The sequence below is a fragment of the Bradyrhizobium sp. CB82 genome, assembly GCF_029714405.1.
Lineage (GTDB): Bacteria > Pseudomonadota > Alphaproteobacteria > Rhizobiales > Xanthobacteraceae > Bradyrhizobium.
The window spans coordinates 2,538,727-2,555,622 of sequence record NZ_CP121650.1; the positions used below are offsets into that span (position 1 = coordinate 2,538,727).

The following is a 16,896-nucleotide window of genomic DNA, read 5'->3' on the forward strand; positions in this document are numbered from 1 at the left end:
TCAACGCGATGAAGGTCCCATCGCTCGGCGGAGATCGCCGATGGCACGCAGAAAGCTGTCGGCCGGTGTGGTGTCCGGATCGATCAGCCGGTGCAGGCGAAAACCGTCTTCCAGCGCCAGCACCACGGCCGCGGCCCAGGACGGGTCCTTGACCTTCATGCCGCCGACCTGCGCGCCCGCCACGATATCGGCGACCAGCTTGCGCCGCGCGCGCAGGCGCTTGGCGAGCTCAGGCCTGCGCTTCTCGGCGCGCGCCACATAGAGGATCATCTCCATGTGCAGGAGCGGCGAGCGGCCGAGAGGATCCTGGCGGCTGCGGTCCATGGCCCTCAGCGCCGCAATGAAATCGTCCAGATCGGTGTGCTGCGCGAGCAGGTCGAGATTTCGCCGGACCGACTGCTCGACATGGTCCTCGAGCATCGCGATGATCAACTCGTCCTTGCTCTTGAAGTTGGAGTAGAAGGCACCGCGGGTGAAACCGGCCGCGGCGGCGATCGCTTCGATGCTGGCGGCGCCGATGCCTTCCTGCTCGAACACGCGGGCAGCCGCGTCGAACAGCTTGTCGCGCGTGTCGTCCCTGGTCGGCCTGGTCCTCAGCCTTGACATCGAAGCAGATTACGGCAAAATGCAACTCGATACAACAGTGTATCGAGTTGCTGATTTTCAGCGATGTCACGCCGCACATTTTCCGGGCAACTGCGTTTTCGATGTCATGCGGCAACCGATTGAGGTCACCATGAACGAGCATGCGCAGCCGGGAACAAGCGATCCGCTGTTCAATCCGCTGGCCCCCGATTTCATCAGGGATCCCTATCCCTATTACGATCGGCTGCGTACGGTCGATCCGATGCATGTAACCCCGTTCGGTTCCTTCCTGGCGAGCCGGCACGCCGAGGTGAGCCTCGTGATGCGCGACAAGCGCTTCGGCAAGGATTTCGTCGAACGCAGCAAGCGCCGCTACGGTCCCAAGATCATGGAGGAGCCGGTCTTCCGCAGCATGAGCCACTGGATGCTGCACGCCGATCCCCCCGACCACACCCGCCTGCGCGGCCTGGTCGTGAAAGCTTTCACGGCGCGCCGGGTCGAGGACATGCGGCCGCGGATCCAGGCCATCGTCGACCAGACGCTCGACGAGGTGATCGATCGCGGCCACATGGACCTGATCGAGGATTTTGCCTTCCGCCTGCCGGTCACGATCATCTGCGACATGCTTGGCATCCCCGAAGATCACCGCGAGGTGTTCTACAAGGGCTCGCGCGATGGCGGCCGGCTGCTCGATCCCGTACCGCTGTCTCCGGAAGAAATCCGCCAAGGCAACGCCGGCAACCTGATGGCGCAGATGTACTTCCAGCAGCTTTTCGAGCTGCGCCGCCGCAATCCGGGCGAGGACCTCACCACCCAGCTCGTGCAGGCCGAGGAAGATGGGCACAAGCTCACCAATGAGGAATTGACCGCCAACATCATCCTGCTGTTCGGCGCCGGCCACGAGACCACCGTCAATCTCATCGGCAACGGCTTGTTGGCCCTGCATCGCAATCCGGACCAGCTGGCACTGCTCAAGGCCCGGCCGGAGCTGATCAGCAACGCGATCGAGGAGTTCTTGCGCTACGATTCGTCGGTGCAGATGACCGGGCGCGTGACGCTGGAGGACATCGACGATCTCGGCGGCAAGCGGATTCCCAAGGGCGAGACCGTGCTGTGCCTCCTGGGCTCGGCCAACCGGGATCCCGCCGTCTATCCCGACCGCCCCGACCGCCTCGACATCATCAGAGAGAACGTGAAGCCGCTGTCGTTCGGTGGCGGCATCCATTTCTGCCTGGGCGCCCAATTGGCGCGCATCGAGGCCGAGATCGCCATCAACACCCTGCTCAGGCGGCTGCCGGACTTGCGGGTCGACGATGTCGAGAACCCGGAATGGCGGCCGACTTTCGTCCTGCGCGGCCTGAAGCGGCTGCCGGCGAGCTGGTAGCGTTAACCTCCGTGCGCAACAGTCGCTGTGACTTCGCCACACTTGCTCCTATATAAGGGGCAGTTCCGGCGCGGCTTAGGCTTCGATTTGGCTTGGGTTTGGCTCGGGTGCCGGTTTGGCCGAGGGGAGACCCGTGCAGACGACGCTGCTCGGATTGGCGATTGCCTTCATCATTGCGCTGCTGGCCGCGCTGATCGGGCCTTACTTCATCGACTGGAGCCGGTTCCGGCCCCAGTTCGAGGCGGAGGCGACCCGGATCATCGGCGTCCCGGTGCGGGTTGCCGGCCAGCTCGATGCGCGGCTGTTGCCGGCGCCGACGCTGCGGCTGCGCTCGGTCACCTTCGGCGGCAACAACGACCTGGGCAAACTGCGCGCCGACAAGCTCGACGTCGAGTTCAGCCTCTCTTCGCTGATGCGCGGCGAATGGCGCGCCACCGAGTTGACGGTCAGCGGCATGGCGGCCGAGCTCGGCCTCGATGCCAAGGGCCGGGTCGACCTGCCGTCGACGGCGAGCGGCAGCTTCAACCTCGCCTCGCTCGCGATCGAGCGGCTGAACCTCACCGGCCGCATCGCGCTTCATGATGCCGCCAGCCGCACGACGCTGGAACTGAGCGACATCGCGTTCGCCGGTGACGTCCGCTCGCTCGCGGGCTCGGTGCGGGGCGACGGCAACGTCACCGTCTCCGGCACGCGCTATCCGTTCCGCGTTTCCTCCGGCCCGAGCCCCGACGGCAGCGCCACCCGTCTCCACATCAATATCGATCCCGGCGAGCGCGCGATCCTGGCCGATCTCGAAGGCGTGCTCGCCTTTGACGGCCGGTTGCCGAAATTCGACGGCGCGCTCACGCTCGCCGTGCCTCCACCCAAGGACACGTCAAAGGACAAGCCGACAGCCGCTTCACCGACGCCCTGGAAGCTCACCACGAAGCTGAAGGCGGATCCGTCGCTTGCGAAGTTCGACCAGATCGAGGCGAGCTTTGGACCTGAAGACACCGCGCTGAAGGTCGCCGGCGTCGGCGACCTCAAATTCGGCGCCGCGCCCCTGCTGCGTGCGAATCTGTCGGCGCGGCAGCTCGATGCCGACAAGCTTGCGGCCAAGGACAACACCGAGCCGCTGCGCATCCTGCCGGCGCTGCGCGCGGGGCTCGCCGCCATTCCGCAGGCTCCGATCCCGGCGCAGATCTCGTTCAGCTCCGAGCAGATCATGCTCGGCGGCCGGCCGCTGCAAAACATTGCCGCGGAGTTGCAGACCGACGGCAGGTCCTGGACGTTCCAGCGGCTCGATCTGCGCGCGCCGGGCATGACCCAGGTCGCGCTCAATGGCGCCAGCCCCGGCTTCGACAGCTTCAGCGGCCGGCTCAGCATCGAATCCAGCGATCCCGATACGCTGGTGGGCTGGCTCCAGGGCCGCAGCGAGATCAATCGCCGCAGCACCAAGCCGCTGCGCCTGAGCGGCGACGTGACGGTCGCCGCCAATCATCTGGCGATCGACAAGCTGAAGGCCGAGATCGAGGGCGGCGCGGTCGAGGGCCGCATCGCCTTCGTGCAGACTGCCGCGAACACGGGCTCGCGGATCGATGCCGAGCTGAAGGCCGACCGGCTCGACCTCGATGCGGCCGCAAGCTTCGTGCGCGGCCTCGCCGGGCCGCAAGGCGAGTGGCCGGACGAGGCAAAACTGTCGCTCGACGTCGGCCGCGCGGTCTCGGCCGGGCAGGAGCTGCGGCCGTTCGCCGCCAAATTCGGCTATAGTCCGACCACGTTGTCGCTGGAGCAGCTGCAGTTCGGCCAGGCGAGCGGCGTGACGACGGAGGCGAGCGGCAGTTTCGATCGTATGCATGCGACCGGCAAGCTGACGCTTAAGTCCGCGGCCAATTCCCTGTCTCAGCTCACAGCCCTGATCAACCCGGTCGCGCCGGCGTTCAGTGCACGTTTCGATCGCCTCGACGCGCTGCAGGGGCCAACGCGCCTGAACCTCGATCTGAGCCTGGACAAGAATGCCGAGCATGCCGATCGCACCAACGCGCGTGCCGCGCTCGATCTCGATGCGCCGCAGTTGAAGGGAAGGGCGACGCTGTCGGCGCAAGTCTTGGCGGCGGCGATCAACGGCCTCGATCTCGACAAGCTGCGCAACAGCGACTTCACGCTGGAGTCAAAACTCTCCGCACCGCAGGCGAGCTCGCTGTTGACCCTGTTCGGCCTCGACCGCGTGGTCGCGGCAGGCGAGGGGGCTTCGCAAGCCGAAGCCAAAGTGAGCGGCGCCTGGGGCCGGCCGCTTCAGCTCAATGCGAAAATCGCGGGCGGTGGACTGGATGCAGACGCGCAGGGCAGCTTCGAATTGCCCTCGCCCGATCCGAAAGCCAGCGTGAACTTGCGCGTCCGCAACGCCAACCTCGCGCCGCTGTTCGGGATCGGTGCGGGCGAGAAGTCGGCACAAACCGTCAACCTGTCCTCGCGCCTGACCTTGTCCGGCAACAGGCTGACCTTCGATGATCTCGACAGCACCGCATCTAGCTCGCACCTGCGCGGCCGTCTTGTGATGACGCTGGACCCGGAGAAGAGCATCGAGGGCGAGGTCGGGCTCGATACGCTCGATGTGGTTCCGGCGCTCAGCGTCGCCATCGGCGCGGCCGGACGCGATAGAGATCAGCCTCTCGCGGCAGGGCTTCTGGGCGGCTGGCGCGGCCGCATCACCTTCCAGGCCCTGCGCGGCGGATTGCCCGGTGGCATCGAGATGCGGCCCTTCAGCGGCATGATCCGCAATGACGGCCAGTCGCTGGCACTGGATTCGCTGAAGGGCGGCATCGGCGGCGGCGAGATGACCGCTAGCATCGACGCGCGCGAAGGCCCCAACGGCCTGTCGCTGAACGCACGCATCCAGCTTGCCAATGTCGATGCGACGGTGCTGCGCTATCGCAATCTCGCCGTCCCCAAGGGCCGCGCGTCGGTGCAGATGGCGCTGTCGGCCCAGGGCCGCAGCATTGCGGCGCTGACCGGCGCGCTCGCCGGCAACGGCACCGTGACGTTGGACCAGGCCGAGCTCACCGGGCTCGATCCGCGCGCTTTCGAGGTCGCGATCCGGGCCAGCGATGGCGGCCAGGTCGCCGACGACACAAGGCTCAGGCAGCTCGTCGAGCCGGCGCTGTCGGCGGGCCGCTTGGCAATCGGCTCGGCGCAGATCCCGTTCACGATCCGCGACGGCCGCCTGCGCGTCGGCGCGACCACGCTGGAAGCAAAGAACGCCCGCGCCATCGTCTCCGGCGGCTACGACATTCCCGCCGACCAGGCCGACATCCGCGCCAGCCTGACGCCGATCATGACCGGCCTCTCCGGCGCGCCTCCCGAAATCCAGCTCTTCGCGGCAGGCCCGCCCGACAAGCTCAACCGCACCGTCGATCTCACGCCGCTGTCCTCGTGGCTGGCGGTACGGACGATCGACCGCGAGACGCGGCGGCTCGATGCCATCGAACGCGGCGAGCCGCCGCCGGCGACTGCGGCATTGCCCCGGCTCGTGTCACCTGACGCCGCGCCCGAGCTACCGCCGCTGGTCGACGTACCGATGCCCGGCCGCGATCCCCGCCGCGCCCAGCCCAAGGTGAAGGTCGAGCCCAAAGCCGCTCCGACACCGCGGCCGCCGCTGGCTGCACCGGCCGCACCGAGTCCTTCGGTCTCGAGTCCGTCGATTTCAAGCCCGCCGATCGCGAGCCAGCAGGTGGCACCGCTTCCGCCGCCGATCGAGGTCAGGCCCGCGCCCGGTCCTCCACCGGCAAGGCCCAAGCCGAAAGCGCCGATGGTCCTGGTGCCGCAGTCCAATCCCTAAAGCCCGCATGCGGGAGCATAATCGGGAAAAGTGCGAAGCGGTTTTCCCTCGCGACAAACGCGGAACGTTTGCGCGGAGATCATGGGCAAACAATCACCCGAAGCGCGATGACACTCATCTCAATCGTATCGCGCGTTGGGCGCGAGGCCCTTGCGTGGGCGTAAAGATATCAGCGCAAATTTTAGGGAATTTTGCTCGGAAAAACTGCTTTGCCGATTTTACCGAATTCTCGCGTTTGACGGCTAGCGTGGTTCGGAAGAGGAATTCGGCGTCCTGCCAAGCGGACAGGGCGGCCCGCCAAGAACTGGGGACATTCGCCATGAACGAAGCGAAATCGCTTCTGCAGGATTTGGATGACGCGATTGCGCGCGGCACCAACGAAAGCCGTGCACGTGCGTTGTGGCACGCGACCGACCTGTTGATCACCGGCCGCTACCGCGACGACGAAATCAGCATGTTCGGCGAGGTGATCGGCAAGCTCGCGGACGAGATCGAGGTCGTGGCGCGGGCGCAGCTCTCGGAGCTGATGGTCGCCTGCGACCACGCCCCGCTCAACGTGCTGCATCAGCTCGCCTTCGACGACGAGATCGCGGTCGCCGGCCCCGTGCTGCGCGAGTCCGACCGGCTCGACGAGAAGATGCTTGTCGAGAACGCCCTGACCAAGGGACAAGACCACCTGCTCGCGATCTCGCAGCGCAAGTCGATCGGCGAAGCCGTGACGGATGTACTGGTCAAGCGCGGCAACCAGGAGGTCGTGACTTCGGTCGCGAAGAACGAGGGCGCGCGCTTCTCGGGCTCGAGCCTGTTGCACATGGTCCGGCGCGCCGAGGGCGATTCGATCCTCGCCGAGCAGCTCGGCCTGCGCAAGGACGTGCCCCGGCACGTCTTCCAGCAGCTCATCGCCAAGGCGTCGGAGGACGTCCGCCGCCGGCTCGAGAGCGAACGGCCGGAGATGATGTCGCAGATCCAGAGCTCGGTGACTGACGTTACCGGCGACCTGCAGTCGAAATTCGGGCCTTCGTCGCGCAGTTATTTCGTCGCCAAGCGCGTAGTGACGACGCAGCATCGCCAGGGCAACCTCAACCAGGATTCGATCTCGAACTATGCGCGCCAGCATCGTTTCGACGAGGTGCAGATCGGCCTATCGCTGCTCTCGGCGCTGCCGGTCGACGTGATCGAGCGCGCGCTGATGGACCGCAATCGCGAGATGCTGCTGGTGCTGTGCAAGGCGCTGGATTTCGCGTGGGACACGACGATGTCGCTCCTGTTCCTCGGCGCCAAGGATCATCTCATCACCGCGCGCGAGCTCAAGGACAGCGAGCGCGAGTTCGGCAGGCTCAAGATCGAGACCTCGCGCAGCATCCTGAAATTCTACCAGTCGCGCAAGAACAGCACTGCTGCCGATCCCGCGGCCGGCCGTCAGGCCGAGCTGCACATGCACTGAGCGCTATCCGGGAAACCGCAGGGGAGTATTTGCCATGTTGCCTCAATTCGGCACCGCAGCCCGCAAGAAACTCAACAAGCCGCTCAACGCCGACCTCGGTAGCGCGAAGCCGGACAAGGCCTCGGTCGACGCGGCCTGGCTCGTGCTCGAAGCCGCCAACGATCTCGGCGACCACGCCGCCGTGGAAGCCTGCCGCCGCGTGATCGACGCCGAGCTCAACGGCACCGCTGCCGGCCGCCCGGACCTCGACCTTGTGCTGGATTATTTCCGCTAGAGCATGATCCGGAAAGTGTGAAGCGGTTTTCCCTCGCGACAAACGCGGACCGCGTTTGCGCGGAGATCATGCTCAAACAATAACCTAAAGCGCGATGATGATTCATCCTAATCTCATCGCGCTTTAGACTAGCGGGCGTGCTGAACGCGCGGCTTCAAGTCTATCAAGCCCCGATTCACGAGCGTGCGGTGGAATCGACGTTTCCGTTCGGAAGCCGATGCAAAGTAGGTGTTTCCGCAATCGTCCAGTAAGCTCGCACGCGTGGCGAATATCGGATCAAGCGGGAGGCCCGCTCGTTGCAAAGCGACGGTTCCAAGAAAAGCGATGTCAAGGTCCGCGCCCGGTCCGGGGGCAAGGTGGGGGATATTGAAAGCCTCGATCGCATAGAATGTGCGAAACGGACGCCGGCTATCGACCGAGCCCTCGAGGTGCCGATCGATCCGTCTCGTCAATACGGGTTGGTGGTCCCCATAGTGCATGACGAGAACGGGGCGCCCCGCAATACTGCTTGCCAGCCTCTCTTTCAGCTTTTGCCAGGTCGAGGCGGTCTCCACGAGTCGCGCGTAATATTCGGCATATCCGGCATCGGGAAGGTTCGCCATGGCAAAGGCGCGCTCCCTTTCAAACTGCCCGGACGGCACCAGCCGCCGATCATGCGGACCGTGATTGAAGTTGGTCAGCACATAGAGAAATTGAGGTGACGGGTCGTTGGCAATCCTCTTGGCATGAGCATCGATCACCGCTTCGAGGAACATTGCATCCGAATTTGTCGCCTCGAATCGTCTGATATCAAAAGGCGGCGGAAAATCGTCGATGAAGATGCGTTCGTCGATGCCGATCGAGCCGTAGAATTCATCGTAGTCGAGAAAGTTGCGACGACAGCTCGATGTGAGTGTCGTCCTGTAGCCGAGCGATGCCAACGAGCGCGGGAGGCTGCTGTGGAATCGGCCGGCGCCTTTCTTGAAGAGGTAGTAGGCACTCGAACCGAAGCTTGCACTCGAAAGACCGGTCAGCAGGCTGAATTCCGACTGCCACGAGCCGCCACCGAAGATGTCCACGTTGAGCCGACCAAATTCCCCGTCTGCCGGAGACAGGAACGCTTCGACGATTGGCTCGATCGGCAGGCCAAAAATGCGCGGGTCGAAGATCGACTCGTGCTGGATGACGATAATGTCCGGACGTTCGCTGGAGCGCGCAGGCATCGCCTCCTTCAGCGGCAGCGGTTCGTTCGCGATATCGCTCAGAGCCAGCCCATTGAACTGCCGCCAGGATGCAGGGTCGATGAGCGAGGCCATGAAGGTGGAATAGAAGCACCGTCCTTGCGTCAGCGTCAGCCGCAAGGACGTGGCGCCCCTTATCGGCGGAAGCCTTCGCGAAGCCGATGAGTGCAAGGCAGAGCAAGGGAATTCGGACGGCAACGGAAATCGGAGATCCGGCGGCGTAGACCAGAACGGCGATCGAAGCGAAAGTGAGCAAGATGCCCGCGACGAGAACACCCAGCATCATGCGCGGGTATTGCAACACGAAGAACGGGACTGTGCCTGCAAACGCAAGCGGCACATCGGAAACGATCAATTTGAGTGCGCTGTGTCTGAATTTTACGATTGATACACCGGCGATTGCGACTGCCAGCATGCCGGACAGCAGGATCGCTCTCTCGAAATCGGCAACAAAGACCAGCAGCAGAGCTGCATTGAGGAAGAGCGCCGCGATCGCAAACAGCAGGTGTTCGATGCTGCGCTCTGTCAGCGCAACGGCGCAGATGGTCGTCACGAGTGCCAAGGTCAAAGCCATGGAAGCAGGATGCCCTGAGCATTCGATTTCTTCAATTCGGCTCTTGGGCAGGGATCACCGGCTCTTCGCGGGCTGCCACCGGCCACGGCGAAATTCGTGCAGCGCAGCAAAGGCCGCAGCCCAAGGTGAGGATGCCCGTCCTCGATTTGCCGGACGTGTCAAATGGTCTTGCAGACCACGCCGGGCATCATGCGGGCAAGCCGCGCTCCGATCCGGGCCGGCGTCCTAGACCGGGCCGTGCGAACCCGGCGGGACCATGTAGAGCGTCATCGCGAAGATCGCGTAGATGCAGAGCAGGAGCGCGCCGATGAACCAGGCCGATCGTCCGCCATTGGTGATGAAGCACGTCACCACCGTGGCGATCATGACCATGGTCACTGCTCCCGGCCAGAATTGGAGGTCCATGGGCTGCGGCCCGACAACGTAGCTGAGGAGCACAAGAACGGGTGCGACGAACAAGGCGATCTGCGCCGCGCTCCCCAGCGCGATACTCACGCTCAAATCGAGCCTGTTCCGGCGTGCCGCAGCAAATGCCACAGCCATCTCGGCTGCAGCGCCGACCAGGGCAACGACGATGAATCCGACGAACGCCGGGCTCATGCCGAGCGTTTCGGCCGCCTTCTGCACCGACTCGACGAAAATCTCGCTCACGAGCGCAACCAGCACGGTAACGACCCCCAGCGTCGGAACGGCGACCCCGACCGGCAGCGTCGGGCCGGCTGCCTCGCCATGGTCGCTGCTCGCGAACAGCTCCTTGTGCGTCTTCAGCGAGAACAGCAGGCTGAGGCCGTAGGCTGCAATCAGCAGGACCGCCAAGGCGGCACTCAGGCGCTGCACCGTCGCCTGGCTTCCGGGAAAGTTGAGATCGGCAACGGCGGAGGGCGACAACAGGGCAATCGTGGCCATCAGGAGCAGCGCGGAATAGAGCCTGCCGCCCGCTCGGTTGTATTCCTGCACGCGGTGCCTCAGCCCGCCCAGAAACAGGGATGCGCCCAGCATGAATAACGAGTTGGTCACGATGGCGCCCGCGATCGAGGCTTTCACCAGCATGTACTGACCGGCCTGCAATGCAGTGATGGCGATGATCAGCTCCGTGAGATTGCCAAGCGTGGCATTCAACAAGCCGCCGACTGCATCACCGGTCTTCTCGGCCACGGCCTCCGTTGCATGGCTGAGCAGGCTCGCGAGCGGAACAATGGCAATCACGGCCAGCACGAACAGCAGCGTATGCGCGTCCGGCATGATGCGCTCGAGCGCGATCACCACCGGCACGAAGATCAACATCCACAGAAGCGGGCTATGCCGGATTTCCTTGAGCAGCAAATTCATGGTCTATCCGTCGCAGTCAGACCTCGACGCTGCCGCCGGAGACGGGCCCGGTATTGATCTAGCTCAATAGCTTGCGAGGCTGCGAAATCGCCCCGGGGGATGATGAATTTTGAGTGACGCAACGTCGGTCCGCGAGTTGCGGCGCAAACGCGCGTCAGCAGGACGATGGGAAAGGCGAGGCTCGTCGAGCCGGCGAGCCCCATGCGATGCTCAATAGCAGGGCGGATAGGGATAGTATCCACAAGACCGGCGATAGCCATAGGCACCATAGGCTGCGGCTCCTGCCGCTGCCGCACCGTAGTAGGCGCGCCGATGGACCCTGCGGTTGACGCCTGCAACGCTCATGGGCGTGAGGGGGCGCCCGACGCGCGCCTCGGCTACGTCAATGGACACGGTGAGCGGCACCGCCTGCGAGTAGCGGAACGACAGTGGGGCTGCCGTTAAGAGCGCGGCAGTCACCAGCAGTCCAAATAGCTTGGCATGTCTGGCCATTGCTCTCTCCTTTGAAGGACGATGCGAAAACGTGACATGCCCTCGAGCCCTACCATTGACCGAAATCAATGCAGGACCACCTCCGAATTGGTGCACGGACGGCTCGTCGGCGCGAGGTTGTCAAACGGTGTTGTCGTATGGGCTGGCCACGGCGCCCATGTTGCGCAAACTGCTGAACCGAATGCTCACCGGGATCGACCCGGGTCAACTGGCAACCGCGATCCGAATCCTTGCGGACACGGCGATGCGATCGTGACAAGATGCGTTGCCGCATCGGGGGCCACCTTGCGGCGGAGCCGGTTTGTGTTCACTGGGAGCCCGGGTGTGATTGACTTTCGGATTGCCCTGAAGGCCGTCCTCGGCGCCGTCCTGATCTGTCCGGCGGCAAGCTCGTTGGCCGCAGATGTGGACGACGGCGATACAAAGCCGGCCGTGCCGACGATGTACCTCGATCTCAGGACCTATTATGCGCAGATTCCAGCGGGATCTCTGGCGTTTGGTTTTGGCCATCCCTCATTCTTCAACGCGGTGCAAACTCTCGCCGGACCGAACAGCGCAGCCTTGTCGGCGGGCCTGCCGTCATCGAAATCGGTCAACGTTGACCTTCCGTTCACCGTCGACGTCACCGACGCCGTCTCGCTCTACGCTGGCGTCTCCGGCAGTTCGACGCAGTTTGGAGGCGGCGGCTGGTCGTCATTTGACATCACGAGCTGGAATATCGGTTTCCAGGCGGACCTCTATCAGCAGAACGGCGGCCGCTTCCCGACCGTGACGCTGCAGTCGACGATCACCCAGTCGATCCCCAATGGACCGCTGACCGCGACTTCGTTCAACAATATCCTCGAGTTCAAATATGCGTTGGACAAGGACGAGACGAGGGGATTGCTCGCGGGCGTTCAACACACGCGCGTCGATGTCGGCAATGCGCTGGTTAGGGTCAGACCCAACACGATCGGCTATCTCGGCGGCTACTACCAATGGCCGAGCAATTGGAAGTTCACCGGACGCTTCGGGGTGCAGTCATTCGAGGGCGCGCAGCTTCTGAACCTTGCGCCGATCCAGCCCTTCACGCAGCCGATCGTGCGCCTCGATCTCGACCGCATGGACGACAACGACAACCGCCTGTTCGGTGTCACCGCTGAAATCATGTGGGTGCCGAAGCCGGCCTACCAGCTGACGCTCAGAACGCCGCTCTATGCCGTGCGCAATTCGCAACCCCTTCCTGATCGCTGATGGCTTTGTCAGCCCCAGGGCGACCAGGCTGCCGCGATAGCTAATGTTTCAGTTGCTCGATGAGTTGTGTGAGCGCGTGATCGCCAGGTATCAGCCGCGCAAGCCGCTCGGCAAATTCCAGTGCTGCTGCAAAATCTCCGCTCTCTCGGCTGAACGCAATTGCCGCCGAGAGACCGTCGCGGTCGTTGGGATGCCGGGACAGGCTCGCCTTGAGGACAGCAAGCGCATCGTCGCGGCGGCCTGCTGCGTGCAGCCCGATGGCGTACACGTAGGCATAGCGCGACTGGCCGGGGTCCAGCGCAGCCGCTTGACGTAATTCATCGAGCGCCTCCTCGTTCCGTTTCTCACGCACCAGCGCCAGGCCAAGGGCGTGGTGCAACGAGGCGTTCTGCTGCGACCCGGATAAAGCGTCGCGAAGAACCCGTTCGCCGTCACTCTCGCGCCGTAGCTGGCGATATAGGTCCGAGAGATTGATCGCGGCAGGCGAAAACGTAGGATCAAGCCTGAGTGCCGCCCGATATTCGACCTCCGCCGCGCCAGCGTCGGCTTGATGCACAAAGAAACTGCCGAGGGTGGTGCGCGCCTCCGGGCGATCCGCATTCAATCTTTGCGCGGCCACGAATTCGGCTGCGGCCCGCCCGAATTTCTCGCGATCGGACGCAGGCTGGCGGTGCGTGGGAACGGACGCAAGAACCTCGGCGGTTCGAATCCGCACGCCGCGAACCGGGTCGGTCAATTGTTGAGAGGCGAGCCCCCATAGCTGGTCGGTCGGAATACCTTCCAGGGCATCAAGCGCTCCCAGCCGGACCAGCGGATCGGGATCGGAGAGGCCGCGGCGGATCAGATCGACATCTGGCCGCGGAAGCTCGGCCAGCGCACTCGCCCGGGCCAATTCCGGGACGTCGTCTGCCCGGACGAGGGCTGCGAGCAGTGCCTGTGCGTCAAACGCTTCGCTCCAGGCCGCACGAAACGCTCGCGCGTAGGTCTGATAGCCGGGTCGCTGCGGACCGAGCCAGGTTTCGACCTGTTGCGCCGCCCAGGCAGCGGACTTGTCGCGGTGGCAATCGTTGCAGGCATTCGGTGTGCCTAACTGCACCGACAGATCGGGGCGGGGGATCCGAAAGCTGTGATCGTGGCGACGATCGACCACCATGTATCGACGCTCCGGCATGTGGCAGGAGGCGCAGGTTGGCGGTGGCGTGACGTTGGCATGTTGCCGGTGGGCGGCAGATTCATATTTGTCCGTTGCGTGGCATTGTCCGCACAGCGCATCGGCCGGTGCCTTCAGCACCGCACTGTGCGGGTCGTGGCAGTCGCTGCAGGTCACGCCCTTGGCGAACATTTTGCTCTGCTTGAACGGGGCATAGTTGTATGTCTCTTCGTCATCACGCATCTGTCCGTCGGCGTGAAAGCGCTGCCGATCGAGCAGGGACACCCGATGTGTTTCCGAGAGCGACTTGCCTGGCATCCAGTCCTCTGAGAGCTGGCCTCGGCGTGCATGGCAGCGCCCGCAGGTCTCGACCTCCTTGCGCAACGCCGGCGCGGGCGCGGTGCGCGTCGGAGTCAATGTCCCGGCGTCGGTTGACCAGGTGACGCCGGTGCGCTCGTCGAATCTCACAAGCAGCCCTTTGTTTTGGTCGCCAGCCGCATGCTGCCCGCGTGCCCAGGCAAGGTGTCGCGAGCCTGCACCGTGGCAGGCCTCGCATCCGACGCTGATCTCGGAGAAGGTCGTGGCGAACCGGTCCGTGGTGGCATCGTAGTTCTTGTGCACGGCGGTCGAATGACACTCCGCGCACATGAAATTCCAGTTCTGGTTCAGCTTCGTCCAGTGCAGGGGATCGTCATGGGTGATTGCACCATCGGGATACAGCTGAAACCAGCGCTGGCCGCCCTGGTCCTTGGGTCGGGTATCCCATGCGATCGACAGCGCCTGAACGCGGCCGTCCGGAAGTTCGATCAGGTATTGCTGCAGCGGATCGAGCCCGAAGGTGTATTTCACCTCGAACGTTGCCAGCTTGCCATCGGGTCCGTCCGTCTCGACGAGAAACTTCCGATCCTTCCGGAAGAAGCGTGAGCGCGTGCCCGCATATTCGAATGCCGCATCATTGAAGTCGCCACGCACGGACGCATCGGTGGCGTGATCCATGGCGTGACGGTGCTGCGAACTTTTCCAAAGGGCGGCTTCCATTTGATGACAGCCGCTACAGGCTTGGCTGCCGGCGAAGGTTAGTTCGGCGGACGCATGTTGTTCAATCGAGGTATTCGATGCATTGAACCAGAACAGCGCGCCGGTCAGAACAAGCGGCAGCACGCCGGCGCCGATTGCGAACCACATGGCGGTTTTCGGCGTGGCGGCTGGAGCCTGCTGTGGAAGGACAACGGCGGGCTTAGGCGGTCGCACTTGCGTGCGGACCCTATCGCGCTTGCGGTGCTTTCCGGCGCCTTTACCCACGTCTGCTCACCGATCTGAGCGTGTCCCGGCAATCCTACTTGCTCACGTCATGATCGTGAAGCGCAGTCCATATCACGCGAGTCCAGTCGACGGGGCCTTCAGCGCAGCGGCTCGACCCTCGCAGCCATGTCGGGGGCACGGCTCACCCGGTAAGTCGCGTTGCCGCACCTCAGCACCCAGACTGCATGATCCGGCTTGGAGCGCCTCGCGTCCTTCCTCGCACCGAGCGCCTTGTCACAGGTAAAACCTTGCAAGCGTATCTGCGCCGCAAGCATGGTCTGCGGTGTTTCCTGAGCGGTTTGGGCGATAGAGGCCGTCGGCCCGACCATCGTGCTTACCAGCACCAGTAAGCCAAAATGCTTGTACATGTCTCGCTTTCCCCGTCTTTTACTTGTGCTCCATGTGCCACGAACCATTCCAGTCGGCCGGTGGCGGATTGGATTGAAGATGGTCAACGCGGCTCAGGAGAGCGAGCGACGGGCCATCGCCTGGAGATACCTCGAGGCCAGCGTTGAAGGCCTTGCGCGCTTCCTCCCAGCGCCCAATCCGATAGGCGGCAAGACCCTCTTTGTATCGGGATCGCAACAGCTCCCGCTGCTTCGTAAGTTCTCCGTGCCTCCCCATCACCTCGAACACGGCTTGCGGCATGCTCTGTCCGACGACCGCCAGGCGATCGATCTCACGCAGTTCGAGTTCGGTCCCTGCCGTGGCGGCAGTGGCTTCAGATATCAGAATGCGGCATCCATAGACCTTGTTGACCGCCTCGAGACGGGACGCAAGATTGACGGCGTCGCCCATGACGGTGAAACTCATCATCAGGTCCGAGCCGATGCTGCCGGTCAACACCTCGCCCGTGGCAATACCGATGCGGATGTCGCATTCGGTCGGTATCACGCGCACCCCCAAGAGCTCCGGCAGTTGCTTGCGAAGCTTCGGCACCCGATCGACCATGTCAATCGCGGCGAGGCACGCCAGGCGAGCCTGGTCGGCTTCCTCAATGAACGGCGGGCCCCAATAGGCCATGATGGCATCGCCGATATACTTGTCGATCACCCCGCGGCGTTCCCGGATCGGCTCCGACATCATCGTCAAATAGCAGTTCATGACCTTGACGAGCCCCTGGGGCGTCATGCCTTCACTCATCGAGGTGAAGCCCTTCATGTCGCAGAACATCACGGTCATGAGACGGCGCTGGCCCTGGGTCGCCGCATCGGGCCGGTCGAGCAATCCTTCCACGACCCTGGGATCGATATACCGACCGAACGTTTCGCGGATACGTTCATTCCGGCGCAGCTGCTCGACCATCCGGTTGAACGCGGCCGAGAGTTGACCGATCTCGTCCTTGGTGGAGACACTGATCAATTGATCGAAGTGGCCGGCTTCGATCTCTTGGGTGCCTTGCAGCAACCGTCGTACCGGACGTGTGATGCCGCTGCTGACAAGGAAAGCGAAGCCCAGGCCAAGCGCGGCCGCAAGACCTGTGACGACAGCTGATACGTCTATCGCTTGCTGCTGATCGCGGATCACGATCGATGTACTTGCAAACACCTGCGACAGCATGTCGGCGCGGATTGCATCGATCTTCTGGGTGAGCTGATCGCGCAGAGTGTCCACGCGTGCCAGCGTGGCCCGAGTCTCGGCAAAATCCTTGGAATCGAGTTGCTTCAGCAACTTCGTTTGTTCTTCGCCCAGTCTGGCGCGGCCCTCCGTCATGGCGTTGTCGATACGGTTCTCGATGCGCGCCAGGGCGGCGTTGTCCGAAGGGGTGCTGACGTCGTCTATGATCGCGTTGATAAGCTTGCGCGCAGCGCCAGCCTCCTGCTCGACTTCATCATCTTTCTCCTGAAAGAAACGCAGGCGGGCCGCATACGCTTCCTCATCCGGAGGCACTTGCATCTTGGCGATCACCATTCGACGCAGCGCAAGCGCGCGTTCGAGCGAGCGGATGTTGGCTCGTGCCAGATGACCATAGGCGGGGATATATCGGGCTGTCAGTTCGTCGAGCAGATGCTCCACGCGCCTGGACATCACCATGGATAGCGCCGATGTGATCACCATCAGGATGATCAATGCCAATGCAATGCCGACGATC

At 63.6% G+C, this 16,896-nt stretch carries 12 protein-coding genes; 5 read left to right on the forward strand and 7 right to left on the reverse strand.

The features are described 5' to 3' along the window. On the reverse strand, window positions 1-606 hold the full coding sequence (locus QA640_RS12285) for a TetR/AcrR family transcriptional regulator (protein ID WP_283040886.1): 606 nt from the start codon (window positions 604-606) through the stop codon (window positions 1-3). Window positions 607-736: 130 nt separating this feature from the next. Here QA640_RS12285 and QA640_RS12290 point away from each other — a divergent pair, with 130 nt between their 5' ends. The 4 genes from QA640_RS12290 (at window position 737) to QA640_RS12305 (ending at window position 7,504) form a co-directional block, all read left to right on the forward strand. Further along, window positions 737-1,969: a cytochrome P450 gene (locus tag QA640_RS12290; RefSeq protein WP_283040887.1), complete on the forward strand. Its 1,233-nt coding sequence runs from the start codon at window positions 737-739 to the stop codon at window positions 1,967-1,969. 133 nt (window positions 1,970-2,102) lie between these two features. Continuing rightward, window positions 2,103-5,786, forward strand: a complete 3,684-nt coding sequence (locus QA640_RS12295) for an AsmA-like C-terminal region-containing protein (protein ID WP_283040888.1) — start codon at window positions 2,103-2,105, stop codon at window positions 5,784-5,786. Between the two features lie 319 nt (window positions 5,787-6,105). After that, window positions 6,106-7,230, forward strand: a complete 1,125-nt coding sequence (locus tag QA640_RS12300; RefSeq protein ID WP_283040889.1) for a DUF2336 domain-containing protein — start codon at window positions 6,106-6,108, stop codon at window positions 7,228-7,230. A 34-nt stretch (window positions 7,231-7,264) separates the two neighbouring features. After that, complete coding sequence (locus QA640_RS12305; RefSeq protein ID WP_283040890.1) at window positions 7,265-7,504, forward strand: hypothetical protein; 240 nt, start codon at window positions 7,265-7,267, stop codon at window positions 7,502-7,504. Window positions 7,505-7,632: 128 nt separating this feature from the next. Here QA640_RS12305 and QA640_RS12310 read toward each other — a convergent pair whose 3' ends face one another. From QA640_RS12310 to QA640_RS12320, 3 genes are all read right to left on the reverse strand, one after another. Next, entirely contained in the window at window positions 7,633-8,844 is a 1,212-nt protein-coding gene (locus QA640_RS12310; protein WP_283040891.1) for a sulfatase-like hydrolase/transferase, read from the reverse strand. Between the two features lie 679 nt (window positions 8,845-9,523). Beyond that, window positions 9,524-10,627, reverse strand: coding sequence for a calcium/proton exchanger (gene cax, locus QA640_RS12315; protein ID WP_283040892.1), 1,104 nt, complete (start codon window positions 10,625-10,627; stop codon window positions 9,524-9,526). A 210-nt stretch (window positions 10,628-10,837) separates the two neighbouring features. Continuing rightward, complete coding sequence (locus QA640_RS12320; protein WP_283040893.1) at window positions 10,838-11,119, reverse strand: hypothetical protein; 282 nt, start codon at window positions 11,117-11,119, stop codon at window positions 10,838-10,840. Window positions 11,120-11,443: 324 nt separating this feature from the next. Here QA640_RS12320 and QA640_RS12325 point away from each other — a divergent pair, with 324 nt between their 5' ends. Next, entirely contained in the window at window positions 11,444-12,352 is a 909-nt protein-coding gene (locus QA640_RS12325) for a hypothetical protein (protein WP_283040894.1), read from the forward strand. Between the two features lie 40 nt (window positions 12,353-12,392). On the opposite strand, the gene QA640_RS12330 is transcribed toward QA640_RS12325, so the two are convergent. The 3 genes from QA640_RS12330 to QA640_RS12340 form a co-directional block, all read right to left on the reverse strand. Next, entirely contained in the window at window positions 12,393-14,687 is a 2,295-nt protein-coding gene (locus QA640_RS12330; RefSeq protein ID WP_349253714.1) for a cytochrome c3 family protein, read from the reverse strand. Between the two features lie 215 nt (window positions 14,688-14,902). Then, the gene (locus tag QA640_RS12335; protein ID WP_283040896.1) at window positions 14,903-15,172 is read right to left on the reverse strand and encodes a hypothetical protein; all 270 of its coding nucleotides are present in this window, start codon (window positions 15,170-15,172) and stop codon (window positions 14,903-14,905) included. Window positions 15,173-15,191: 19 nt separating this feature from the next. Continuing rightward, on the reverse strand, window positions 15,192-16,862 hold the full coding sequence (locus QA640_RS12340; RefSeq protein ID WP_283042776.1) for an adenylate/guanylate cyclase domain-containing protein: 1,671 nt from the start codon (window positions 16,860-16,862) through the stop codon (window positions 15,192-15,194). Window positions 16,863-16,896: the final 34 nt, after the last annotated feature.